Source organism: Candidatus Methanoperedens nitratireducens, assembly GCF_000685155.1.
Taxonomy (GTDB): domain Archaea; phylum Halobacteriota; class Methanosarcinia; order Methanosarcinales; family Methanoperedenaceae; genus Methanoperedens; species Methanoperedens nitratireducens.
On the sequence record NZ_JMIY01000005.1, the window covers coordinates 154,919 to 177,047 of the forward strand.

Below are 22,129 nucleotides of genomic sequence, written 5' to 3' on the forward strand. Positions count from 1 at the left end.
ACCATAAAAAGCTTTATCATGGTCTGGCAAATCTTTAACTTATTGTACTCATAGTATAGCGCATTATGAAGAAGATGTATATTGAGATCATAACAGCAGTTGCTTCTGTAGCGGTATTTATTATGCTGATTATTGCAGCACAGCTCATCATGCCTGCATCAACAGGTTATGGCTACACCGCTGCTTTGCTTATCTTTGTCATTATAATGGGTATTGCAGGATTTAAGCTTGCAGAGATTCCGGATAAATCAAAATAATATTTATGGTAAAAATCATAGTAATTAACAATTATGGCCAGTTCTGCCACCTGATACACCGCGCTGTGCGGGATCTGGATCAGGAAGCAGAGCTGATGAAAAACACCTCTTCCATAGAGGAGATACTATCAAGAGAGCCGGATGGACTTATATTAAGCGGCGGGCCTTCACTTGAGCGCTCGGGCAATTGCAGTTTATACGTAAAGGAGATCGATCTGCCTGTTCTGGGCATCTGTCTCGGGCACCAGGTGATGGCGCAGGCATACGGCGGTGCGGTGAGGACAGGAGCTGCTGGAGGCTATGCTGCGGTTGAGATAGAGATACTTGAAGAAGATGATATCCTGAAAGGCCTGGGTCAGAAAACAAAAGTGTGGGCATCCCATGCAGATGAAGTATCCTCTCTTCCTCCTGATTTTATAAGGCTGGCGCGCTCAAAGATCTGTGAGATCGAAGCGATGAAGCATAAGACAAAACCGCTATATGGCGTGCAGTGGCATCCTGAGGTCTCACATACAGAGCGCGGAAATGACCTGCTCAATAACTTCTTTGAGATATGCCAGAGCTTTTAAAACGGATGACTGCATAGCCCAGCACAGCAAAAAAAGCCCCAATTGCCATCACACCCTGAAAACCATAATATTCTAATATGGCTCCCCCCAGGAGAGAACCGATTATTGTTGAAAACGCTATTGCTGAATTAAGTAACCCAGATGCTGTGCCTTTTTCTTCATTTGTATCAATAAGCAGGCGGACAGAACCTACATAGAGGCATGAATAGGAAAAAGCGATCAGTACCATTCCGAAGATAGCCTGATAGTATATCGTTAATGGTATAAGTGATATAAATGCCACGGCTGAGATTAAATCTCCTGCATGAATAAGACGGACAGTGTTGTACCTGTCAAGCCGCCTCATAATGAGAAACTGCAGGGCCGGATTCAGCATATATATTATCCCGATCCATAGTTTATCTGCCCCAAGACTTGCAAGATATAAGGGAAAGATTACCCAGACGTTATTTGCTCCTATCTGGCGCAGAAAGAATGAAAAATATATACCCCAGTTTTTTTTCAGGATATCGCGGGAGAAGTAATCTGCTTTCTTTCTCGTATGCACCTCTGTACCAGGCAGTGTTAATGTAACCAAAAACGATGAGGCGAATAGTAGCGATGCAATAGCAAAGATCTGCCAGTAAACAGCGATGATCCCGGCTAACAGGTTCCCCACAGCCCAGCCAAGGGGCATGAATGAACTGAACTTCCCGATACTCCGCTTTAAATTATATACATAGAGCACAAGCACAGCAGGATAGACCCCTGCACTGAATCCGGCCAATGCCCGTACTACACCGAGACTTAGGGGATCGTATGCGAATATCTGGAGAAAAAAAGTTACAGAAGCACTTAAAAAACCTGCATACAAAAGTGTCTTTGGAGGGAATAGATCTGCTGCCCTGCTGAAGATATACGTTGAGATAAAAAGTGCTCCCCCATAAGCTGCCCCGATTATACCGATCTCAATCCCTGATGCTTCAAATTCATGCGCAAGAATTGGAATAAAAAGATTTGACATCATCACAGCAGAGTTGGTGAAAAGCTGGATCATGTTAAGTCTCATAACCGAATCTAATGAAAAGATACGTATTTAAGGAGTACAGTTTATAAAACCACAATCATGACATCACTTGACTGGACAGAGAAATACCGCCCCCGGATACTTTCACAGGTAGCAGGCCATAATAAGGCGATAGAGGAACTCAGGCTCTGGGCACAGAGCTGGAAGCAGGGAATCCCCGGGGACAGGGCGGTTGTTCTGTATGGAAGAGCGGGTACAGGCAAGACTACAGCAGCCCATGCACTTGCAAACGAGATGGGATGGGAAGTGATCGAGCTAAATGCAAGTGACCAGCGCACAGCCGCTATAATTGAAAGAGTAGCCGGTTCTGCTTCTCAGATGAGCACACTGGGCGGTATGAGAAGGCTTGTTATACTGGATGAGGCTGATAATATCCACGGCAATGCGGACAGGGGAGGGGAGAGGGCGATTATTGGACTGATAAAGGAAACAGGACAGCCGATTATTCTTATTGCAAATGAACTATATGATATGTCAGCAGGGCTTCGGGGTGTATGCAAACCCATCCAGTTCAATGCTGTAATGTCGCGCTCTATGATCCCTGTATTAAGGAAAATCACTGAGGCAGAGTGCATAACATGCGGATCTGCTATTCTTGAGAAGATCGCAGGGAATGCAAACGGTGATCTACGAAGTGCAATAAACGATTTGCAGGCTGTAGCCCAGGGAAGATCAAGTATCGAACCTGATGATATCACTACAGGTGAGAGGGATACTAAAGAGAGCATATTCAAGGTAATGGCAAAGATCTTCAAAGGAGTGGATATCATAAAGGCCCATGAGGCTACTTTTAATCTTGATGAGAACCCTGAGGACTTTATTCACTGGGTGGATGAGAACCTGCCTCTTGAATATACGCAGGCAGATGACCTTGAGGAAGGTTACCGTAATCTCTCCAGGGCCTCTCTCTTTTTAGGCAGGGTCAGAAGAAGGCAGAATTACAACATGTGGAGGTATGCAGGTGTTATGATGACCGCGGGTATTGTAGCCGCGCGCTCCCGCCGTTACACAGGATTCGTAAAGTTCCAGTCTCCTTCTTTATGGAAAAAGCTCGGGCAGACAAAGGGCACAAGGAGCATACGCGATTTGACCGCAAAAAAAATCGGAGCCTACTGTCATGTATCAATGAGCTATACCCGTTCACATTTGCTGTCTTTTTTCAGGATGATGATGAAGGATGATAAGTATGCACCTTCAGTTGCGGCCCTGCTTACCCTTGAGCCAGAGGAAATTGCATTCCTGATAGAATCAAAATCTGTAACAAAAAAGGTTCAGAAGATATACAATGATGCACAGTCCCTTATAGAAAAAGAGACAGAGCATGAGATAGAGTTATTCGGTGGATTTGGGGCCAGGATACAGGAATCCCGGGTTAGTGGGGAAGATCAAGAGGAAAAACCAGAGGTCGAAGTTAAGAAGGAGGTTAAACCCCAGCGGTCGTTATTTGATTTTTGAAGAATAAGATGAGCAGGTTGGGGAGTGGGGGTTAGTATTAAAAATAAGTTTCCCTGCTCATCTAAACCTAAGATAATCTCATTGTATATAAACCTAACTAATTGGTATTCTACTTGGATATCTGATAGCTTGATAATGAAAACACCCAAAGTTATATGGTAATAGTGTTCTTTATTCGTATAGAAGCGAAGCGATCATGATTTCAGAACATTCCTCCCTAAAAGTCGATGATGTTATTGATGAGCGTTTCAGGTCTCTTTTTCCCTTCCAGATGTTTAACCGTATGCAGTCCCTGGCAGTGCCTGTTATCATGGAGTCCGACAGGCACTGCGTTGTGGCTGCACCGACTGCGAGCGGTAAGACGGTAGTGGCTATAGCCGCCATGGTTCATGAGCTCTCCAGACCGTCGCATGGTAAGATACTGTATATTGCGCCCATGCGCGCCCTTACCAATGAGAAGGAATCAGAATGGAACGGTGCCTTTAAAAAGATAGGCTTTGATGTGTATGTCGTCTCAGGTGAGCGGGAATTGTCTGAAAAACACGCGGCTGAGGCTGACGTGATCATAACAACACCTGAAAAATGGGATTCGGCGACCAGGAAACACCAGACCGACAGGTTTGCCTTTGTACGCGATATATCATGCGTCATAATAGATGAGGTGCATCTCATAGATTCTGATGTGAGGGGAGGGACTTTAGAAGTTCTGATCAGCCGTATGAAGCGGATAAATAAAGGGAGGCTTCGGATAGTAGCCCTCAGCGCCACCATGCCCAATATCGAGGATGTTGCAGGGTGGATAGGTGCAGATGAGAGGGAGATTCTTAAATTTGATGACAGCTACAGGCCGGTCAAGCTCGATACGGATATCCTTGCCTATGACCCTAAAGAAAGCGATTTCATCAACAAATACATACGGCTCTACAAAGCGCTCAACCTGATCAGAAAACCCCTGCGAGAGGGTCATCAGGCACTCATCTTTGTGTCATCAAGGGATGACACTGTCAGATCGGCTAAAAAGCTTCTTGAGTTGTTCGAGAAAGACGGCAGGATGTACCTTACAGAAGCTGAATACAGGTATGTATCAGAGCTGGGAAAGCTGATAAAGAACCAGACACTGGTCCAGACGATCCGATTGGGAATAGCTTTCCACCATGCAGGACTTGGCAAGATGGATCGCGATACTGTAGAGAACCTGTTCCGCAGGGGTGTTATAAAAGTCCTTATATCGACCTCTACTCTGGCATGGGGTGTCAATCTTCCAGCCAGGGTGGTAGTAATACGGGACGTGGAGATAAACGACCCGCTTGAGGGTAATAAAGAGCTAAGTCCTATAGACCTGCTTCAGATGCTTGGCAGGGCAGGAAGACCGCAGTACGATGACAGGGGATATGGGTGGGTGATTGTTCCCTATACAAAAGCAGGGGTGTACAGGCAGATTCTGAAAGAGGGAAAAGAGATAGAATCTGTACTGCATGAATCTCTTTCCGAGCACATTAATGCTGAAATCGCCATGGGTACGATTAACAATATCAATGATGCAAGAGAATGGATTAAAACCACATTTCTATATCGGTGTGTGAGGAAAAACCCGCTAAAATATAATAATCTTGATCCTGGCGAGAAAGTTAAGGATGAAGTTAAAACACTTATTTCGAATGGTTTTATAGATTTTAACCCTGATACGTATGATTTCCGGCCAACCCAGCTTGGCATTATAACATCCATCTATTATGTTAAAATAAAGACAGCTATATTGTTCAGAGAATTCGCGAAAAAGGAGGATATCGCATTATCAGAAGTGCTGGAAACAGTATCAAAAGCGAATGAGTTCAGCGAGATCGTAATCCGGCCAAAAGAACATGCCCTGATCAAGAATATCATTAAAAACAGGACAATCAACCTGAAAGGAGGATCACTAAAAGTTGCGGCTATCCTGCTGGCATATATGCACGGGGAGATACCTGCTGAATTCAGAAGTGATGGCTGGGTCATAAAACAGAATGCAGAGAGATTGCTTAAAGCACTGGAACATGTTTTCCAGCACTACTCAACTCCTACCAATACAGCAATAGTAAAAAACATGGGTACACTAATCAGGAACAGTATACCGGATGAGGCAGAATCGCTATTGCAGATTCAATCTATCGATATAAGAACAATAAAAACCCTTATCCAGCACGGTATCACGGATATCCAGGAGCTGGCAGCCCGAACACCGCAGACGCTCAAAGCCACCGGGATAGATGAGACAAAAGCAAAACGCATATTAAAAGAACTTGAGAGATACCAGACTGACCATCTACAGCAGAGGCTGGTTCCTGACGAAGATATCATGCGAGAGTGTCTGGTTGATGCCCTGCCATGGAGTACCGTGGATAAGATTGCCGATATCATGGTAAAAGAACAGGAACATACGCCCATATCATCTGTGGAGAGACAGGATATACACGATATCATAGAGGAATTGATCGAGCAGCTTGAGAACCATCCTGATAACCATCCTGTGTATCTTATCGCCGGTCATGCCGAAATAGAGTACTCAGGCAGAAAAGATGACAGAAATGAAGGGCAGAGGCTTATAATAATAAAGCCTGGCGGCACGATAATCGTGCACGCCGCGACCGGATTGAAGCCCCTTAACTACCAGGCAAAAGAGGCAAAATTTAAGATCCAGAACCATGACAGCAGCCTCGTAATAACCTCAGAGAGCGCAAGGACAAAAGAGAAGTTGAGGATCAAGTTCAGTCAGACGCCAAGGATAATAAAGCCATTCGTATAATTAAAACTCAAACTCCATGCCATCATATCCCAGTGGCCATTCTCTAATAGATTCATCATGTGGAGGAAAATTATGGCTTATATGGGTAAGTACGACATTCTTTGCCTCTAATTCAAAAGCAAGCTCCATGGCCTCCAGTGAATTCATATGCTTGGGTAATTTCCCTCTGGGTGGAATTATGGCATCGGCAATAAGAAGATCAGGCTGGTACATAAGTTCAAGGCTTTTCTGGGGTATATCTCTGGTAGTATCACCTGTAATCACAACCTTACTTCTTCCGTCTGTTATGATTACGCCAGCGGATTCCTGAAGAGGTGGATGGATTACCTCTACCAGTATTATGTTAAGGCCGATTAACTCAAAAGGCGTATAAAAGCTCACATCATGCCTGATGGGCTTCATGAAGCTAAGGTAATTCAGTATATAATCAAGCGTATTTTTCAATCCATACACGTTCACATTATTCTGTATGCGGTGAAAATCCCCAAAACCTGCATAGTGATCGTAATGCGAGTGTGTCCATACCACACCATCAACACGATTAATCCCTTTTTTCAAAAGCTGCCACCGAAGATCTGGACTGGTATCAATAAGTAACCTGCCTGATAAAGATTCTACCAGTACAGAGAATCGAAGCCTCCTGCTTCTTCCGCCTGTGTGCGCGTCAAGGCAGGCGGGGCATGAGCACCCGATCTTGGGTGTCCCTACAGCATCGCCTGTTCCAAGCAGGGTTACTTTCATCTAGCTTCATCCATTGTCCTGAGCGGGATCCTCTTATTGAACTCACCTACCCCGCGTAATAGATCCTGCTGGGTCAGTACTGTTCTCTCAGTTATAAGACCGTTGAGCACAGCTTCCCTGACGATCAACCGCAGATCTGAGCCTGAATATCCTTCAGTCCTTTTTGCGATCTCCTCTGTATCGAAGGTACCCTCAATCTCGCGCAGCACGATATCCAGTATCTTTTTGCGCATGTCTTTATCAGGAAGTGTGAATTCCACTATCTCATCGAACCGTCTCCAGGCAGCATGGTCGAGTATAGTGGGATGGTTTGTTGCACCTATGAGGAGAACCCCGTAATCTACCAGGCTTATCTCGTCTATGGCTTTTAACAGGGTGTTTACAGCCCTCTTTAATGCGGCATGCTCGTCAGTTGCCCGTGCTTTTGCCACGAAATCAAACTCATCAATAAAGAGTATGCATGGGCTCAGGCGTTTTGCAAGTTCAAAAACCCTGTCTATGTTCTTGGCAGTCTCGCCCAGGTACTGATCTGCTATCTGGGAGAGTTTTACTTCCACAATGGGAATTCTTAGTTTTCCAGATAGTGAGCGTGCAAGTGATGTTTTCCCTGTACCAGGAGGGCCCACGAACAGGAGTTTACCTATCTCCGTAAGGCCGATTCGCCTCAGGTAATCACGGTACTGGATTGCCTTTGCCATCTTCTCGATCTCATCCTCCTGCTCCTTTGTGAGGACAAGGTCTTTCAGATCCTGCTTGATATCCTCAGGTGCGACTATGTTCACAAGCCTCAGCATATCTTCAGATCCTTTCTCAGATTCTATTGCTTTAATAAGGGAGTTTATCCATTCTCTTCCGCTCTCTTTTGGTACGTTGGATGCTTTTGCTCTCTCATAGCTCACCGGAAGTGAATCATAACTCTCAAAAAAGGAAGCAAGGATGGGGTTCTTATCAATACTCTCAATCGCCTCAGCATGCTTTGCAAACCATTTTGTGCAGAGCTCAAAGACGGTCAGTTTTATCTGAGAGCCAAACTCTTCGAACTCCAGGAACGGCAGCATTTTCGTACTGTTTTTCACATTCTCAAGACCATAAATAGCTCTTATATCGCCTTCAGTGACATAGATAGGACGTTTGACCGTTTTCTCTTTCTCATTCCAGTAATGCTTCCGTATCTTCTGTGGAAGATCGTCCACACCAAGCTTATCAGACTGGTTATATAGATATGCCGTTAGTACAAGCTCTGTTATTAAGAGTTTATCGTCTGCCATAATGAACTTCATTGTTATGTTATCAAATGAGATATACTTTACTAAAAATAATTCAATTTAATTTATACTATATATGATTATTATAAGCCCAGTAAACCTTAATATACAAAGAAAAATAATTTAGTTATAATAATCAAATCTATGGATAACAGGGATACAACTGGAATACAGGCAAGCATTGCATTTTATTTCATTTTAGTACTGATTGTACTGGTATCTGCATATATCCCGGGTATAGCTTTTATCGCATATCTGTTTATTATCGCTGTACTTTATATATTAAAAGATATGGAAGGTGGATTCAAATGGGGTACATCATGGGAACCCGGCTTCCTTTTTGGTTTTGTCCTTATATCTTTGATATTTATACTTGAGTTATGGCTTGGCTGGATTAAACCTGGAGAGCTTTATCCGAACACATTTTATCTACTGATAGCATATGTAATTTTTCAGCTTCTTGTTGCACTGGGGGAGGAGATGTCCTTTCGGGGCTACATTCTTCCTAAACTGATAAATAGCCTGGGCATAAGGAATGCAGTTATCACAACCTCAATCCTTTTTTCTGGACTGCATATCCCGTCTATATTGAGCCTTGATATCGGGACTTTCAATGCATTAATTATGTTTATCACTGTAAGTATAGCCGGCATACTCCTTGCTCTATTGTATCTTGCAGGTGGTTTAAAAATGTCCTGCGGGTTTCATTATTCATGGAACTTCTTCCAGTACCATGTCTTCTCGTTAAGGAGCGGGCTTGGCATTTTTGATATTACAGTAACAGAGCCTGAATTCACAGGTGGACCTGCAGGCCCTGAAGCGGGTATAATGGGGTTACTGGCACTTATGATCGGGACTCTTATAGTATGGTACGTCATAGTAAAGAATAAATACCTTAATGCAATTGTGAAAGGCATCCATTACGGTTAATGATTAAAAAATAAGGTAGTGCATATTATTATCTTTGGAGAAAAAGAAATGAAGGAGATACGAATACATGGTCGTGGCGGGCAGGGTTCTGTGACCGCAGCCGAACTTCTGGCAGTGGCTGCATTTGAGGATGGGAAATACAGCCAGGCTTTTCCTGCATTTGGTGTAGAAAGAAGAGGTGCTCCTGTAACTGCATTTGTGCGCCTGAGTGACAAACCAATACGCCTGAGGAGCCAGATATACGAACCTGATTATGTGATAGTACAGGATGCAACACTGGTTGATGTGGTTGACGTTGAAAAAGGAGCCAAGTGCGATGGGATCATATTGATAAATACGGAGAAGAACCCATCATCCTTCAAATTTGATACAAAAGCTTCTATAAAAACGCTTGATGCAACAAAATTAGCAATGGATTTTATTGGAAAACCCATTGTCAATACCACATTAATCGGGGCATTTGCTGGCGTTTCGGGTCTCATCAGACCTGAATCGATAATAAACGCAGTTATGGAACGCTTCCCTGGACCTATCGGGGAAAAGAATGCAAAAGCTATTCAGGCAGCTTACGATCTTATGGAGACACAGCGATGAAGCTGATTATTAAGACAGTAACTAAACCAGGGAGCACGCGGGTCAATAAGACCGGAGCCTGGCGCTCGTTCATGCCGGTTTTCGACCATAAGCTATGCAGCAAATGCGGGATTTGTGCGATGTATTGCCCGGAAGGAATTGTCTATAAGTTAGAGAACGGGTATTATGAACCAGATTATGAATTCTGTAAAGGTTGCGGTATCTGCGCAAACGAATGTCCCAAGAAAGCGATATTGATGGTGCTGGAGGGGAAATGAGGAATAGAATGATTGTTGTAGAGGGCTCTTATGCTGTTGCTCACGCAGTCAAGGTATGCAGGCCCAATGTGATATCAGCGTACCCCATAACACCGCAGACACATATTGTAGAGAATCTATCCCAGTTTGTGGCGGATGGCGAGATAGACTGTGAGTCTATGAACGTAGAATCCGAGTTCTCTGCTATATCAGCACTGATAGGGGCAAGTGCAGCAGGGGCGCGCACCTATTCCTCTACGACTTCGCAGGGCCTTGCGCTGATGCATGAGGCCTTATTCAATGCCTCGGGTATGAGATTACCTATTATTATGACAGTGGTGAACAGGGCGCTCAGTGCGCCGATCAATATATGGAATGACCAGCAGGACTCAATCGCGCAGAGGGACACGGGCTGGATCCAGCTCTATGCAGAGGATGTCCAGGAATCTGCAGATATGATACCGCAGCTCTATAAGATCGCAGAGGATTCAGAGGTACTATTACCGGCTATGGCATGTATGGACGGGTTCATACTTTCACATGTCTATGAGCCTGTTATCTTACTTGAACAGAGCCTGACAGATGAGTTCCTGCCTTCCTATTCTCCTGAGTTCGTGCTTGATCCTAAGAATCCCATGTCGTTCGGGGCGTTTGCAGATCCGAGCACATATACTGAGTTCAGGTACAAGCAGGAGAAAGCCATGGGAGAGGCATTAGAGAGGATCGAGGAGGTCGCCAACGAGTTCATGGAGAAATATGGGCGATATTACGGCGGCCTGATTGATGGTTATGCACTGGATGATGCAGAGATTGTGATAATGGCGATGGGTTCTGTAATCGGCACGGTTAAGGATACTATAGATATGCTGCGAAGCGAAGGAGAAACTGTTGGACTTCTTAAGGTCAGGTCGTTCAGACCCTTCCCTGCAGAGGCTATAAGAAAGGCATTGAGAAATGCAAAGGTTGTCATAACCCTTGATAAGAATATCTCGATCGGTAAAAATGAGGGTGCCCTGTGTACAGAGGTAAAAGCCTGCCTGTATAATGCCGGTGTTCGTACTCCTGTTATAGGCTTTATGCTGGGTCATGGAGGGCGCGATATTCCTGTGAGCACGATCATGAAAATAGTTAATAAAGCAAAGTTAGTGGAGAAGGGGATATTTATTGAAAGCGAATTCGCAGACCTGAGGGAGGATCTGGTATGAGCCTGCTTGCACCGGGTCATCGCGGATGTGCAGGGTGCTGTGATGCCCTTGCAGGGAAGTTCGTGCTTGATGCGTTAGGTTCTGATTGTATCGTGGTCAGCCCTACAGGCTGTCTTGAGGTCTTTACAACACCCTACCCTGAGTCGGCATGGGATGTACCCTGGGTACACTCGCTCTTTGAGAACGCAGCGGCGGTTGCATCCGGTGTTGAGGCAGCGCTCAAGGCACTTGGAAAGAAGAGCAATACCAAAATAGTGGCAATCGGAGGCGATGGCGCTACACTGGATATCGGGCTTCAGGCAATATCAGGGGCTTTTGAGAGGGGGCATGATATTATTTATGTGTGCATTGATAATGAGGCATACATGAATACAGGTGTGCAGCGAAGTGGTGCAACACCATTATATGCAAGTACAACCACAAGCCCTGCTGGTAAGGTCTCATTTGGTAATCCGCTGCAAAAGAAGAACATGCCTGCAATCATTGCTGCTCACGGCTCACCCTATGTAGCCACGGCATCTGTAGCGTATGCCCCGGATATGATGAAAAAAGTGAAAAAGGCAGCAGAGATAAAAGGACCTACATATGTGCATGTACATGCACCCTGCTGCACTGGATGGAAATTTGAAGGTTCAAAGACCATAGAGGTAGGAAAGCTGGCTGTTGAGACTGCGATGTGGCCGCTGTACGAGATGGAGAACGGCACTATTACAAACGTGAGGAAATTGAGGAACAGAAAGCCGGTTGAGGAGTATCTCAAGGTACAGGGAAGGTTCAAGCACCTCTTTACTATGCCGGGCGGAGCCGATGAGATCAAGAAGATACAGGCGACTGCTGACTGGAATGCCAAGCATTTCGGGCTGGAGTGAGAAGTTCAATTACTGCAGTGGATAACGGGAAACCTGGCAAGAGAGATACCTTCGCTATCAGCATACCTACAATATCCTACACGGCAAATGGCACATTGGGAGGAGGCAATATAAAGGTAAGTCCGTAAATCCCGAGGGTAAATCCCTCTTTTTATAAAATGCTAGCGCCGTCGAAGGCAGTAATTGCCCGGGTCAGGATATACTAACAGTGGTGAATTTAAGCAGCATATAATAAACACGGTAAACTTAATATGCCATGAAGTTTGATTTTTAAGCAGTGGATAATAGATATTTGTTCTGGCGAGGGGATGAGAATATGAAAAATAAAATGATAACTATGGCCAGTATAATTGGGATAATACTGGTATCTGGCACAACTTCTGCGATGGCCCAACATATGAGTGGTAGAAATACAGGAGATATGCAAAACCATAAGTATATTCCTGAAAGGATGACAGATATGAACGCGGACTGTCCGGAGGATATGATGTCATCAAAAGCCAACAATACAATGATGGGTGGTGGAATGATGGGAGGAATGATGGGAGATATTGATCGCAACTTCATCGAGCATATGATTCCTCATCATCAGATGGCGGTCATGATGGCTGATCTTGCGCTTCAAAAGGCAGAGCATGAGGAGCTAAAACAGCTTGCAGCAGACATAAAAATTACACAGACCAGGGAAATCAATGACATGCGCTCCTGGTACAAATCGTGGTATGGAACCGAAGTTCCAACGAATTCGACGGGAATGGGAAAAGGCATGATGGGCGAGGACGTAAATATTGAAAGTCTCAAGAACGCCGATCCTTTTGATAAAGAGTTCATCGAACAGATGATCCATCATCATCAGATGGCGGTCATGATGGCTGATCATGCGCTTCAAAAGGCAGAGCGTGAGGAGCTAAAACAGCTTGCAGCAGACATAAAAACTGCACAGACAAGGGAAATCAATGACATGCGTTCCTGGTACAAATCATGGTATGGAGTCGAAGTTCCAATGAATTCGATGGGAAGATGCATGATGACGAGTACATAAATATTGAACGTTTCAAGAACGCTTTGAGGCGTTCTACCGTAAAAGGCATCAACATATCTATCCTGTACACCTTTTAAGCTCATCTCTCTGGTAAATACGCTTCTAAGTGTTTGGGCAGATATGTCAATGCCTGTTTTATCGGCAATCTCTTTAAAGAGATGTGTAACCGTGTTTCTGTTCATGTTAAAGGGGTTGAAGTGAAGATAAAAAATGTATTTAAAAACCTCTAATCAAATAGAAAAGCTATTAAAAGGGGCATTTTTTTCTCAAAGCATTTATATATATTCATCATCCAATCACATTTAAGAAACATCCAGGTATTAAAAAGAAAAAAAGAATTCTTTGAAATATTTAAAGAGGTATAATGAAATGTCAAAAAAGCGGGTTTTTTTCATTGATAACCTGAGAACCTCACTTATAATCCTGGTAATTTTGTTTAATCTGGCCCTAATATATGGATCTCCATTAAGTAACCGGCCTTATCATGAAGGTCAGCCGCCTGGGATAATTCAAAGTATCTTAGAAAGTATCTTCTATCTATCATTTCTTGCTGTAACTGAGTCCTTTTTTATGGGCTTCTTTTTCATGATTTCAGGCTATTTTACACCTGACTCTTATGACCGAAAAGGAGCATGGCCTTTTTTCAAGGATAGGCTGCTAAGGTTGGGCACACCCCTGCTATTTTATATCATTTTTATTCATCCACTTATGGCATACGCAATAGCAGTATCAACAAAAGAATTTGTAGGATCCTTTTTTGATTTTCTCGGCTTGTATATGGGGAATTACGAAATCCTTGGCAGCGGACCCTTATGGTTCCTTGAAGTATTGCTTATCTTTAACGGTGCTTATGTTCTATGGCGCCGACTGGTAAAAAGTACAAACACAGAGATTAAGATTCCGGGAAACAAGACTATAGCGATTTTTGCTCTTATTTTAGGGATAGTCACATTTATTGTAAGGATTTGGCTCCCCTCAAATTGGAATTTTAAACTTCTCAATTTACAGATTGCTTTTTTTCCTCAATATATCGCTATGTTTATTGTTGGCTTAATCGCCTATAGAGGCAACTGGTTCTTGCGGATATCCAGAGAGACAGGCAGGTTGTGGCTTCAGATCTCAGTAGTTCTCATCATTCTCTTTCCGTTCTTGCTTGGATTGTATATAAACACTGGAGATCTAACCCGACGTTACGGAGGATTTTACTGGCAGGCTTTTACATTCGCATTATGGGAACAATTCATTGGTATAGCTATTATCATGGCCTTATTAGTCCTATTCCGCGAGAAATACGATTATCAGGGAAGACTGACAGAAGCAATGTCTGCAAGTGCATATACAGTATATATATTCCATTTACCGATTATCGTCTTCCTTGCGCTTAGGCTGCAAGGGATTGCACTGAATCCTCTTCTCAAATTTGTTCTGGTAGCCCCCCTGGCAGTGGCCATTTGTTTCCTGATAAGTAACTACATAAGGAAACTTCCGCTCGCAAGGAGGATTTTATGAAAGAGTATTAATTACAGACACGACCAAAAATTATTAATCGTTTTGAGATTAATTAGAATATGGAGTGGGGTTAGAAATGAGTTTGAATCTTAATAAAAAATTTCTGGCAATTTTAAAGAAACCAGAGGAGGTGAGTTTTCATGTCAAAATATATAATACTGTTTCGCTTTACGCAAAAAGGCATTGAACATATAAAGGAGAGCCCAGCCAGGGTAGAAGCAGCAAAACGACTCTTTCAGGAAATGAACGCAAAAGTGGAAGAGTTCTATGCACTCATGGGTCGATACGATACTATATTCATAGCTGAAGCACCGGATGATGAAACAATAGTTAAGGCGGTTGCAGCCGTTAGTTCATTGGGCAATGTTCAAGCTGAGACTCTCCGCGCCTTTACAGAAGAGGAATTCAGGAACCTCGTTGGAGCACTGCCCTAACTTATAATTATAACCGACCCCGCTCTCAATGATAAAATTAACACATAACTTCAATTTAGTGCAGCATAAAAGTAATGAATGAAGTTATAATCGCTATACAAAGCAGGTTCATCCACAGCCCTGCTCTTGCCATCTGGGGGATCGTTACATAGCCGGTACCGAACACTATGGCATTAGGCGGCGTTGCTACTGGCAGCATGAAAGCAAGTGAGGAAGACATGGCTGCTGCGATCATCAATCCTGCAGGTTCCATACCAAGAGCGACTGCAAGCGAAGCTGTTACAGGCAATATAATTGTGGCCGTGGCGGTATTTGAGGTTATTTCAGTCAGGAAAACTATGAGAGCCACAACCGCCAGTATTATCATAACAGCAGACATGTCCCTGAGAAAAAGCAGCATCTGCGCAATCCATGCATCAAGACCTGTTTCCGTAAAGCCTCTGGCGATCGCTAACCCGGCACCCAGTAAAAGCACTACATCCCACGGCAGCTTCACAGCATCGTTCCACTTCAGCAATGCCTCACCTTTTTTAGAGGGTATCAGGAACAAAAGAAAAGCCCCAAAAACAGCAATGCTTGAATCCTGGATCATGGGCAGGTATCTGCCCCACAGTGCTCTCGTGATCCAGAGTAGAGCTACAAGTAAGAATACTGCCAGTACTCTTTTTTCTTCTGCTGTGAAATTTCCAAGTTTCTTGATTTCATTCTCGATCCCATTTCCCAGTGATTCCACCCTTGGCGGGTATGCTATATAGACAAGATATGCCCAGCATATTATCAGTATAAAAAACGCTAACGGTGCTCCAAAGTATGCCCATTGCAAAAATGTTAGTTCCTTTTCAAAAAGTGTGCGGTATATGCCCGCAAAGATCAGGTTTGGAATTGTGCCTATAAGGGTCGCCACTCCCCCAATAGAGGCTGCATACGCAACAGAGAGTATGATCGCTGTGTTGAAATTCCTGTCCTCTCCAGATCCTGATGCATGGTATATCACTGCTGTGGCTATCGGAACCATCATCATAGCAGTTGCGGTGTTGCTTATCCATGCCGAAATAAAAGCAGTTGCAAACATGAACCCTGCTATTATTTTCCTCGGGCTTGTCCCTATTACTTTTATTATCATCAGTGCGATTCTGACGTGAAGCCTCCATTTCTCCATAGCGATGGCTATGAAAAATCCCCCTATAAGAAGGAAGATTATCGGGTTCCCGTACTCCGCTGTGACTGTTCCGACTTCAAGCACCCCAAGCATAGGAAAAAGAATTATCGGCAAAAGCGAAGTAGCAGGAATGGGAATCGCCTCTGTCAGCCACCAGCATGCAATCCATGCTGTGCCTGCTGCTATAGCTTTTGCCTGCCATGACAGTCCTTCTATGTCAGAGAAAAGAATGAGCAAAAAGAGCAAAGGACCCAGTACAAGACCCGTATTCTGTCTTGAGATCATCAACCTCATGATACCTCCTTATGCTCTGATTTCATGTGGCTTTTTATGTGAGAATTATTTTTATTTCTCAAATAAGTTCCTACCTGATCCTGTCTACCATTCTCGTCTTAGATCTGGGAGAAAGTAGAAATAGCATGAAAACAATTATAAATCGGGGGCACGTCAAAAATGTCAAAGCTTGTGATCATCTACGGCACAGGCTCGCACAACACCGAGCGTATGGCAGTGGCAATAGAGGAAGGAGCAAGGGCAGAAGGGATAGAGACCGTGCTGAAAAACGTGAACGATGCGAACGTGGACGAGCTCAGGGATGCGGATGCAGTAGCAATCGGCTCACCAAATTATAATCATGCCATGATGCCTACAGTGAAAAAATTCCTGAACGGGCTTGCTGGGATAAACCTGTCAGGAAAAGTCGGACTTGCGTTCGGTTCATACGGCTGGAGCCTTGAAGCCACGCAGGAGATCAACAGGATACTAACCTCCTGCGGTGTAGAGATGGTAGAGGACCTGAACATAAAGAGGATGCCGGGCGATGAGGAGCTTGAACTGTGCAGGCGTGCGGGCTCGCTGCTGGCATGCAGAATCAAGATGATGAAGTAAACATACGCGTGGCGAAATGGCAGAAAACATGACAAACCGTTCTCGCAGCAGTGAGCCATCTCTATTGCAAGCCTGCTTTGGCATGAAAGAGGATTGCCGCAAATACGCTTTTTCCGGTGTTGTTATAGCTCTTCACCTATAGCGGCGATAAAGAACGCAACAAAAAGGATCGGTATCGTCAGAAACAGAATGCGTGTTTCCGGGGGGAGTGGTAACCCGATCAGGCGCATTACCCCGTAGGTCAGCAAGTATAGAAGAGGCATCAAGAAAATGATGGGCACATACCAGAGCTTTTGCTTTATTCTCTTATAATCGAAAGCTCTCTTCAATAGTCTTCTTATGCCGCCAGGTTTCTCTTCTCTGTAAACAAGGCACATTTAGAAACGCATTATTTTGAGAGATTATTATGGACAGTATTTCTAAATTCAACGGCATAGACTATGCAAATACTTTTGCAAAAAAAATCAGTGTAATGCACGAATTAGTCAAAGACGTCCTGTCAGGTCATTTAAACAAAGGTGATGTGATAATCGATATAGGTGGCGGACCTGGAATCGGTGCAAAGATTATTGAGGATCTGGGGATAGAAGCAACCGTAATCAATATTGAACCTTCTACCACAATCTATGATATTCCCCAGCTTCTGTCAGTGAAGAAATACTCTTAACCGATGACCAATGGAATTATTCTATCAGCATCATTTTTTCCCATTCGGCACATTTAATGGGTTCGATTTGTTTGGTTTCAATTAGTGTAATTTTATCAGGTCGTCCGGGTCTATGATACACTTTATATTTTGCATTAAAAGAGGAGTAGACCCTGCTTTCTAAATCAATTATTCTTGGAATTAAATCTATCAAATTGCTTCTTTCCACCATAATAAAAGAATCTCTCTTTTCAAAAGCTATGATATCAGAACTACTACCATAAAGCCATCCCTCATCGTATTCTCTTACTCCGTGCAATTCAATCCAGATCCAATCATCCTGTGCATCATCCTTTCTATTTATTCTTTTCATTCCCTTGATATCAACTTTATATTTTTTATCAGCTTTTTTAATTAATATATCCCAATGTTCATAAATATCTTGCTCACGAGTTGCAGGTATAACTTCCCAGCCCCTACTTCTTATAATATTAGTAAACTGTAATTCTGCGCTTTCACCACGCTCTAAGCAGTCTCTATTATCATATTGATTTCGTCGGTTAGGCATAACATTTTATAGATTCAAGTGTCCTTTCATCCACTTTTGCCTCTTTTATTAGTCGTTGTTTTGCCAGTTCACAATAATTTGAATCAATTTCTACTCCAATTCCTGTTCTGCCAGTTTCAAAGCAAGAAATAAGCGTGGTCCCACTACCGAGGAATGGGTCAAGAACGGTATCGCCAATAAAGCTAAATAATTTTATACATCTTCTGGGTAATTCAACTGGAAATGGTGCAGGATGACCTACTCTTTTTTTACTCTCCCCGTTAAAGTTCCAGACTCCATTTGTCCATTCCATGAATTCGTCTCTATTTATATCCGATTTTTGACTACCACCTGTCTTTTTCCATTTATTTTTATAAAGAACAATAATAACTTCAACAGGTGCTATGACAAACGGAGCAGATGCGGATAGCCATGAACCCCATGCTGTCCTTCTTGAGATATTCTGTTCATTCCATATAATGGTAGTATGATATTTCCAACCAACATTTTTTGCAATAGTGGTGATGTCTGCATATACACTCTGCTGACCTCCTTTATTTTTATCAAGAGGTATATTTAAACAGAATCGCCCATCATCCTTTGCAAGTTTGTAACATTTAGTAATCCACTTCTCAGTAAATACCTTATAATCTTCATAAGATATTTTATCATCATGAGAATTGTACTTGATATCTACGTTATAGGGGGGAGAGGTAACAATTAAATCAATAGTTTCATCTGGCACACAATCTGTTTTTAAGATATCATCTTTATAAATTGTAATTGAATCTGTATGGTAGTAGAGTTTAGTATCCATTTAAATCTCCTATCAAATGTAAATCAAATATATGCCCGATATTTAATAACTATCTTCTATATGAGCCCATCTAATAATTAGACGGGATATTAGTGTCAATTTGTGAAACCACAGAGTCGGCTATGAACTGCTGTTCATAAATGAACATGAAAAAATTAATAACGGTTGCCATGTTTTTCTAATCTATCTGGTATAAGCAGAGTAGACCAATCTGTGTCTGGGTCTTGAGCTCGTCACAGAGTCTGGTTAACATTCTGCGAATAAATGAATGTACCAAAGAGTACGAATACCAGAATGTTCCCCATAATTCGTTTCTCTGCTCATGCCAGATTCCTCAAATCGAGGTGAATAATCTATGAATATGTGACCAATAATGTATGGCTGATAATGCTTGCTGGCAGCATTTTTTTCATCGCTTATGAGAGCTTAAAATACGGAATATATTCTCTCTACCCCTTGTTTATTTCAGCAGGATTCATCTTCATGCGAGATATGCTATCACCCAGACGGGAAACCCTATAACCCCAGCATCCTGGAATTTGCAAGAGATAAAGGAATGGCAACGGGTCTTGTGGCTACTTCCACGATTACTCACGCCACCCCCGCGGTATTCGGCTCGCATATTAAGTCCAGGGGATGCGAGAATGAAATAGCCAGGCAGTACGTTCAGTTGACTGAACCTGATGTAATGCTGGGAGGAGGTGTGGCAAAATTCAATTCCACAAAGCCGGATGCATGCGGTACTTACGGCAATTTCATCAACGAAGCACTGCAAAAAGGCTATTCAGTGGTCTATACCAAATCAGAAATGGACTCTGCTGTTGGGAATGGGAGCCTGAAACTTCTCGGGCTTTTTAATAACAGCGGCATGACACCATCATACCTTCGCACTCCAGAAACCACAGAGCCGAAATTATCAGAGATGACCGGTGCAGCTCTGGAGATCCTGGAAAAGGATAAGGACGGTTTCTTCCTCATGGTCGAAGGCTCACAGATCGACTGGGCTAACCATGCCAATAATCTTGAATATCAGATAGGGGATACCTTAGCCTTTGATGAGGCAGTAAAGACCGTTCTGGACTGGATTAATGCAAGCCCGAAAAGAAAACAACATACCCTGCTCATTGTTGTTGCGGATCATGAAACAGGTGGTTTTGCTGTAAATGGACCTGATCATATTCTCAAAGCCGGCGAATTCGTGGACGCAGGCTGGACATCGGATGAGCATACTGGAGGAGATACCATTATCTGGAGCCAGGGTACTGACAGCGAAGCGTTAGGCAGGGCTGTTGACAATACAGACCTTTATGGAGTAATGGCAGAAGCTATTGAATAATAACAGCGTTGAAATATGATCCGCCGGGAAAGCTTACTGGCGGAATTTTTTAATTAGAAGGGGGTTGTCGAATTTTGCAGGCAATGCAGCAATGCTGTTAATAGCATTTTTCCTGATATTGACCGGAATATTCCAGTGGACTGCTAAAAAGAAGAAGAACACTGAAAAAGAGCTGATGTTCAAAGATTCAATTTACCTGGGAATTGCCCAGGGTTTTACGGCTATTCCAGGCTTGAGCAGGTCGGGAACAACAGTTTCGACATTGTTGTTCAGAGGTTATTCAGCTAGAGAAGCGTTGAGGGTTAGCTTTCTTGTAAGTATCCCTGCCGTTTTTGGTGTAGAGGTCCTGCTCGGATTACTGAAAAACAGCACATTTGATATTATGATCATTCCTGGAATAATTGCTTCGTTAATTTTTGGTTTGCTGACAATAAAATCACTTGTAAAACTTGCAGAAAAGATTAATTTTGGCTATTTCTGCTCAGGGTTTGGTTTTATCATTATACTTTTTGTTATAATATCTTCATTGTATAACATATTTTGATCAGAATGAAATGAGAATTAACTTCAAGCATCATTTTCCAGTTCTTTTGCGGTAAGTCCTTTGTTCATAAAGTTATTTTACCAACATTTTAATTATTTTGCACACATTCCGCTCCAGGCTCTCTTTTGTCTTGAGCGAATTGAGGTAGGCCAGGATTTCTTTGCGCCGTGATCGGGGTTGGAGGTGCCAGCGTTCTTTGGCGTATTTGTTTTTGGCAAGCGCCACTCTCAATGTCTCCGGCATTGGCGGCACGCGCACGCGCGGCACAGGATCATATTGAAGCGTGAAGTGAACAGTATCTCCAACGTCAACGCCGGCGTCTTTCCGCATCTGAGTATTCAAATACAGGCGCCACCCGCCGCTGTACTTCACAACACTTGTTTCAAATGCCGCGCCATCGAGAGTGCCTTTTACCTGCACAGGGCCGCTCTGTTTTTTGGCATCGCGCAAAAGCGCGTTGACGATCCGCTCCGGCACATCAACGCACGGGTTGATGCCAAGTTTATGGACTTTTACAACGAATTCCATTTTTGATCTTTGGCAGCAAATTCTTTGACCTACTTAACTCTTGTATACGTTAAGTCAAAGTCGTGTTCCCAAGTCTTGCCGTCGCTTGATTTTTCCCATTGTGCGGAAATTGTCTTACGATCTTTGCTGAACTTGCCTGTGAAGTGCTGGGAGAAACCTGAGTTGTTTCGCCATATCTTCCAGACGCCATTATGAAAGCTCATGTCATATATCCTTGAAACTCCGCGGCTGTCGAAGTAGAGCATTTTGTAGATCTCAGTCGATTCATCACGACCGATTATCCAAGTTGAGAAAGGAGGATGGTGTTTTTCACCCTGGCGAATCACGAGAAAGGCTCCCTTGTCCAACCACTCGATGGTGGCATATCCATCTACTGTGGCAGATGGATTAGGAAGAAATGACGCTCTCGATACTTCCATGTCCCACTCGCCAATAAATACTTCAAGGCTTTTGAGCGCGAGATTCGGCTTTGACGGTCGCTTTTGAGCTTGGGCGTTTGTGTTGTTCCATGTCATGATGATTCGCTCGTTCTCGGTTTTACGAAACGGAATCTAAGATGTGTCCTGCCAGCTGGAAGTTCCACCACTTTTATTCTTTCCACCTTGATTGATTTATTGCCTATATCTTCAAATGGCCGGAAACCAGCTTTCAGAAATACCGGTATGATATCAATATGCAGTTCATCAGCTAATCCTGCTCTTATACATTGC

At 43.4% G+C, this 22,129-nt stretch carries 27 protein-coding genes; 17 read left to right on the plus strand and 10 right to left on the minus strand.

Annotation, left to right across the window (positions count from 1 at the left end; translation table 11 throughout):
• Positions 1-65: 65 nt before the first annotated feature.
• On the plus strand, positions 66-257 hold the full coding sequence (locus ANME2D_RS10605) for a hypothetical protein (RefSeq protein ID WP_048091458.1): 192 nt from the start codon (positions 66-68) through the stop codon (positions 255-257).
• Positions 258-262: 5 nt separating this feature from the next.
• Complete coding sequence (locus tag ANME2D_RS10610; RefSeq protein ID WP_048091460.1) at positions 263-826, plus strand: GMP synthase subunit A; 564 nt, start codon at positions 263-265, stop codon at positions 824-826.
• Here the strand turns inward: ANME2D_RS10610 and ANME2D_RS10615 are convergent.
• The gene (locus tag ANME2D_RS10615; RefSeq protein WP_048091462.1) at positions 792-1,874 is read right to left on the minus strand and encodes an MFS transporter; all 1,083 of its coding nucleotides are present in this window, start codon (positions 1,872-1,874) and stop codon (positions 792-794) included. The genes ANME2D_RS10610 and ANME2D_RS10615 overlap by 35 nt on opposite strands.
• Before the next feature lie 57 nt (positions 1,875-1,931).
• Between ANME2D_RS10615 and ANME2D_RS10620 the strand changes: the two genes are divergently transcribed.
• Positions 1,932-3,347 (plus strand): replication factor C large subunit, encoded by a 1,416-nt coding sequence (locus tag ANME2D_RS10620; protein ID WP_048091463.1) that lies wholly within the window; start codon positions 1,932-1,934, stop codon positions 3,345-3,347.
• Positions 3,348-3,543: 196 nt separating this feature from the next.
• Positions 3,544-6,129 (plus strand): DEAD/DEAH box helicase, encoded by a 2,586-nt coding sequence (locus tag ANME2D_RS10625; protein ID WP_052368840.1) that lies wholly within the window; start codon positions 3,544-3,546, stop codon positions 6,127-6,129.
• Here the strand turns inward: ANME2D_RS10625 and ANME2D_RS10630 are convergent, their stop codons facing one another.
• Positions 6,130-6,870: an MBL fold metallo-hydrolase gene (locus tag ANME2D_RS10630; RefSeq protein ID WP_048091465.1), complete on the minus strand. Its 741-nt coding sequence runs from the start codon at positions 6,868-6,870 to the stop codon at positions 6,130-6,132.
• Positions 6,867-8,138 carry an ATP-binding protein gene (locus ANME2D_RS10635; RefSeq protein ID WP_048091891.1) on the minus strand — a complete coding sequence of 424 codons (1,272 nt, stop codon included), beginning with the start codon at positions 8,136-8,138 and terminating at the stop codon, positions 6,867-6,869. Before ANME2D_RS10635 ends, ANME2D_RS10630 begins: the two co-directional genes overlap by 4 nt.
• Positions 8,139-8,279: 141 nt before the next feature.
• Between ANME2D_RS10635 and ANME2D_RS10640 the strand changes: the two genes are divergently transcribed.
• The 9 genes from ANME2D_RS10640 (at position 8,280) to ANME2D_RS10675 (ending at position 14,954) form a co-directional block, all read left to right on the plus strand.
• Positions 8,280-9,065, plus strand: coding sequence for a type II CAAX endopeptidase family protein (locus ANME2D_RS10640; RefSeq protein ID WP_048091467.1), 786 nt, complete (start codon positions 8,280-8,282; stop codon positions 9,063-9,065).
• Positions 9,066-9,113: 48 nt separating this feature from the next.
• A complete protein-coding gene (locus ANME2D_RS10645) occupies positions 9,114-9,659 on the plus strand; it encodes a pyruvate ferredoxin oxidoreductase subunit gamma (RefSeq protein ID WP_048091468.1) in 546 nt (181 codons plus the stop codon).
• Positions 9,656-9,916 (plus strand): 4Fe-4S binding protein, encoded by a 261-nt coding sequence (locus ANME2D_RS10650; protein ID WP_048091470.1) that lies wholly within the window; start codon positions 9,656-9,658, stop codon positions 9,914-9,916. The genes ANME2D_RS10645 and ANME2D_RS10650 overlap by 4 nt, the downstream gene beginning before the upstream one ends.
• Positions 9,913-11,100 (plus strand): pyruvate synthase subunit PorA, encoded by a 1,188-nt coding sequence (gene porA / locus ANME2D_RS10655; protein ID WP_048091474.1) that lies wholly within the window; start codon positions 9,913-9,915, stop codon positions 11,098-11,100. Before ANME2D_RS10650 ends, porA begins: the two co-directional genes overlap by 4 nt.
• On the plus strand, positions 11,097-11,969 hold the full coding sequence (gene porB, locus ANME2D_RS10660; RefSeq protein WP_102044986.1) for a pyruvate synthase subunit PorB: 873 nt from the start codon (positions 11,097-11,099) through the stop codon (positions 11,967-11,969). The genes porA and porB overlap by 4 nt, the downstream gene beginning before the upstream one ends.
• 17 nt (positions 11,970-11,986) lie before the next feature.
• Positions 11,987-12,097 (plus strand): hypothetical protein, encoded by a 111-nt coding sequence (locus ANME2D_RS19055; protein ID WP_394295707.1) that lies wholly within the window; start codon positions 11,987-11,989, stop codon positions 12,095-12,097.
• Positions 12,098-12,285: 188 nt separating this feature from the next.
• Entirely contained in the window at positions 12,286-13,011 is a 726-nt protein-coding gene (locus ANME2D_RS10665; RefSeq protein WP_052368842.1) for a DUF305 domain-containing protein, read from the plus strand.
• A 342-nt stretch (positions 13,012-13,353) separates the two neighbouring features.
• Positions 13,354-14,520: an acyltransferase family protein gene (locus tag ANME2D_RS10670; protein WP_198527411.1), complete on the plus strand. Its 1,167-nt coding sequence runs from the start codon at positions 13,354-13,356 to the stop codon at positions 14,518-14,520.
• A 140-nt stretch (positions 14,521-14,660) separates the two neighbouring features.
• Positions 14,661-14,954 (plus strand): GYD domain-containing protein, encoded by a 294-nt coding sequence (locus ANME2D_RS10675; protein WP_048091480.1) that lies wholly within the window; start codon positions 14,661-14,663, stop codon positions 14,952-14,954.
• 55 nt (positions 14,955-15,009) lie between these two features.
• On the opposite strand, the gene ANME2D_RS10680 is transcribed toward ANME2D_RS10675, so the two are convergent.
• Positions 15,010-16,407 (minus strand): SLC13 family permease, encoded by a 1,398-nt coding sequence (locus ANME2D_RS10680; protein ID WP_048091483.1) that lies wholly within the window; start codon positions 16,405-16,407, stop codon positions 15,010-15,012.
• A gap of 159 nt (positions 16,408-16,566) precedes the next feature.
• Between ANME2D_RS10680 and ANME2D_RS10685 the strand changes: the two genes are divergently transcribed.
• Entirely contained in the window at positions 16,567-17,001 is a 435-nt protein-coding gene (locus ANME2D_RS10685; protein WP_048091484.1) for a flavodoxin domain-containing protein, read from the plus strand.
• A gap of 122 nt (positions 17,002-17,123) precedes the next feature.
• Here the strand turns inward: ANME2D_RS10685 and ANME2D_RS10690 are convergent, their stop codons facing one another.
• The gene (locus tag ANME2D_RS10690; RefSeq protein ID WP_052368844.1) at positions 17,124-17,378 is read right to left on the minus strand and encodes a hypothetical protein; all 255 of its coding nucleotides are present in this window, start codon (positions 17,376-17,378) and stop codon (positions 17,124-17,126) included.
• 29 nt (positions 17,379-17,407) lie between these two features.
• On the opposite strand from ANME2D_RS10690, the gene ANME2D_RS10695 reads away from it, so the two are divergent.
• Positions 17,408-17,668 carry a hypothetical protein gene (locus ANME2D_RS10695; RefSeq protein ID WP_048091486.1) on the plus strand — a complete coding sequence of 87 codons (261 nt, stop codon included), beginning with the start codon at positions 17,408-17,410 and terminating at the stop codon, positions 17,666-17,668.
• 16 nt (positions 17,669-17,684) lie between these two features.
• On the opposite strand, the gene ANME2D_RS10700 is transcribed toward ANME2D_RS10695, so the two are convergent.
• Together ANME2D_RS10700 and ANME2D_RS10705 are read right to left on the minus strand one after the other, a co-directional pair.
• Positions 17,685-18,215, minus strand: a complete 531-nt coding sequence (locus tag ANME2D_RS10700; RefSeq protein ID WP_048091491.1) for a hypothetical protein — start codon at positions 18,213-18,215, stop codon at positions 17,685-17,687.
• On the minus strand, positions 18,208-19,011 hold the full coding sequence (locus ANME2D_RS10705) for a DNA-methyltransferase (RefSeq protein WP_048091493.1): 804 nt from the start codon (positions 19,009-19,011) through the stop codon (positions 18,208-18,210). The genes ANME2D_RS10700 and ANME2D_RS10705 overlap by 8 nt, the downstream gene beginning before the upstream one ends.
• A 532-nt stretch (positions 19,012-19,543) precedes the next feature.
• Here ANME2D_RS10705 and ANME2D_RS10710 point away from each other — a divergent pair.
• Both ANME2D_RS10710 and ANME2D_RS10715 read left to right on the plus strand, forming a co-directional pair.
• The gene (locus ANME2D_RS10710) at positions 19,544-20,347 is read left to right on the plus strand and encodes an alkaline phosphatase (RefSeq protein ID WP_277812941.1); all 804 of its coding nucleotides are present in this window, start codon (positions 19,544-19,546) and stop codon (positions 20,345-20,347) included.
• A 91-nt stretch (positions 20,348-20,438) separates the two neighbouring features.
• The gene (locus ANME2D_RS10715) at positions 20,439-20,891 is read left to right on the plus strand and encodes an undecaprenyl-diphosphate phosphatase (RefSeq protein WP_052368849.1); all 453 of its coding nucleotides are present in this window, start codon (positions 20,439-20,441) and stop codon (positions 20,889-20,891) included.
• 72 nt (positions 20,892-20,963) lie between these two features.
• Here ANME2D_RS10715 and ANME2D_RS10720 read toward each other — a convergent pair whose 3' ends face one another.
• The 3 genes from ANME2D_RS10720 to ANME2D_RS18560 all read right to left on the minus strand — a co-directional run.
• Entirely contained in the window at positions 20,964-21,419 is a 456-nt protein-coding gene (locus ANME2D_RS10720; RefSeq protein ID WP_048091494.1) for a YdeI/OmpD-associated family protein, read from the minus strand.
• Between the two features lie 29 nt (positions 21,420-21,448).
• On the minus strand, positions 21,449-21,934 hold the full coding sequence (locus ANME2D_RS10725; RefSeq protein WP_052368851.1) for a hypothetical protein: 486 nt from the start codon (positions 21,932-21,934) through the stop codon (positions 21,449-21,451).
• A partial coding sequence (locus tag ANME2D_RS18560; RefSeq protein ID WP_048091496.1) for a hypothetical protein occupies positions 21,931-22,129 on the minus strand: 199 nt, incomplete at its 5' end. The genes ANME2D_RS10725 and ANME2D_RS18560, both read right to left, overlap by 4 nt.

What these genes read in the sequence shown, in the direction of transcription:
- ANME2D_RS10605 (WP_048091458.1), top strand. Translation starts at nt 66, where the DNA reads ATGAAGAAGATGTATATTGAGATCATAACAGCAGTTGCTTCTGTAGCG.
- ANME2D_RS10610 (WP_048091460.1), top strand. Translation starts at nt 263, where the DNA reads ATGGTAAAAATCATAGTAATTAACAATTATGGCCAGTTCTGCCACCTG.
- ANME2D_RS10615 (WP_048091462.1), bottom strand. Translation starts at nt 1,874, where the DNA reads ATGAGACTTAACATGATCCAGCTTTTCACCAACTCTGCTGTGATGATG.
- ANME2D_RS10620 (WP_048091463.1), top strand. Translation starts at nt 1,932, where the DNA reads ATGACATCACTTGACTGGACAGAGAAATACCGCCCCCGGATACTTTCA.
- ANME2D_RS10625 (WP_052368840.1), top strand. Translation starts at nt 3,544, where the DNA reads ATGATTTCAGAACATTCCTCCCTAAAAGTCGATGATGTTATTGATGAG.
- ANME2D_RS10630 (WP_048091465.1), bottom strand. Translation starts at nt 6,870, where the DNA reads ATGAAAGTAACCCTGCTTGGAACAGGCGATGCTGTAGGGACACCCAAG.
- ANME2D_RS10635 (WP_048091891.1), bottom strand. Translation starts at nt 8,138, where the DNA reads ATGGCAGACGATAAACTCTTAATAACAGAGCTTGTACTAACGGCATAT.
- ANME2D_RS10640 (WP_048091467.1), top strand. Translation starts at nt 8,280, where the DNA reads ATGGATAACAGGGATACAACTGGAATACAGGCAAGCATTGCATTTTAT.
- ANME2D_RS10645 (WP_048091468.1), top strand. Translation starts at nt 9,114, where the DNA reads ATGAAGGAGATACGAATACATGGTCGTGGCGGGCAGGGTTCTGTGACC.
- ANME2D_RS10650 (WP_048091470.1), top strand. Translation starts at nt 9,656, where the DNA reads ATGAAGCTGATTATTAAGACAGTAACTAAACCAGGGAGCACGCGGGTC.
- porA (WP_048091474.1), top strand. Translation starts at nt 9,913, where the DNA reads ATGAGGAATAGAATGATTGTTGTAGAGGGCTCTTATGCTGTTGCTCAC.
- porB (WP_102044986.1), top strand. Translation starts at nt 11,097, where the DNA reads ATGAGCCTGCTTGCACCGGGTCATCGCGGATGTGCAGGGTGCTGTGAT.
- ANME2D_RS10665 (WP_052368842.1), top strand. Translation starts at nt 12,286, where the DNA reads ATGAAAAATAAAATGATAACTATGGCCAGTATAATTGGGATAATACTG.
- ANME2D_RS10675 (WP_048091480.1), top strand. Translation starts at nt 14,661, where the DNA reads ATGTCAAAATATATAATACTGTTTCGCTTTACGCAAAAAGGCATTGAA.
- ANME2D_RS10680 (WP_048091483.1), bottom strand. Translation starts at nt 16,407, where the DNA reads ATGAGGTTGATGATCTCAAGACAGAATACGGGTCTTGTACTGGGTCCT.
- ANME2D_RS10685 (WP_048091484.1), top strand. Translation starts at nt 16,567, where the DNA reads ATGTCAAAGCTTGTGATCATCTACGGCACAGGCTCGCACAACACCGAG.
- ANME2D_RS10690 (WP_052368844.1), bottom strand. Translation starts at nt 17,378, where the DNA reads ATGTGCCTTGTTTACAGAGAAGAGAAACCTGGCGGCATAAGAAGACTA.
- ANME2D_RS10695 (WP_048091486.1), top strand. Translation starts at nt 17,408, where the DNA reads ATGGACAGTATTTCTAAATTCAACGGCATAGACTATGCAAATACTTTT.
- ANME2D_RS10700 (WP_048091491.1), bottom strand. Translation starts at nt 18,215, where the DNA reads ATGCCTAACCGACGAAATCAATATGATAATAGAGACTGCTTAGAGCGT.
- ANME2D_RS10705 (WP_048091493.1), bottom strand. Translation starts at nt 19,011, where the DNA reads ATGGATACTAAACTCTACTACCATACAGATTCAATTACAATTTATAAA.
- ANME2D_RS10715 (WP_052368849.1), top strand. Translation starts at nt 20,439, where the DNA reads ATGCTGTTAATAGCATTTTTCCTGATATTGACCGGAATATTCCAGTGG.
- ANME2D_RS10720 (WP_048091494.1), bottom strand. Translation starts at nt 21,419, where the DNA reads ATGGAATTCGTTGTAAAAGTCCATAAACTTGGCATCAACCCGTGCGTT.
- ANME2D_RS10725 (WP_052368851.1), bottom strand. Translation starts at nt 21,934, where the DNA reads ATGACATGGAACAACACAAACGCCCAAGCTCAAAAGCGACCGTCAAAG.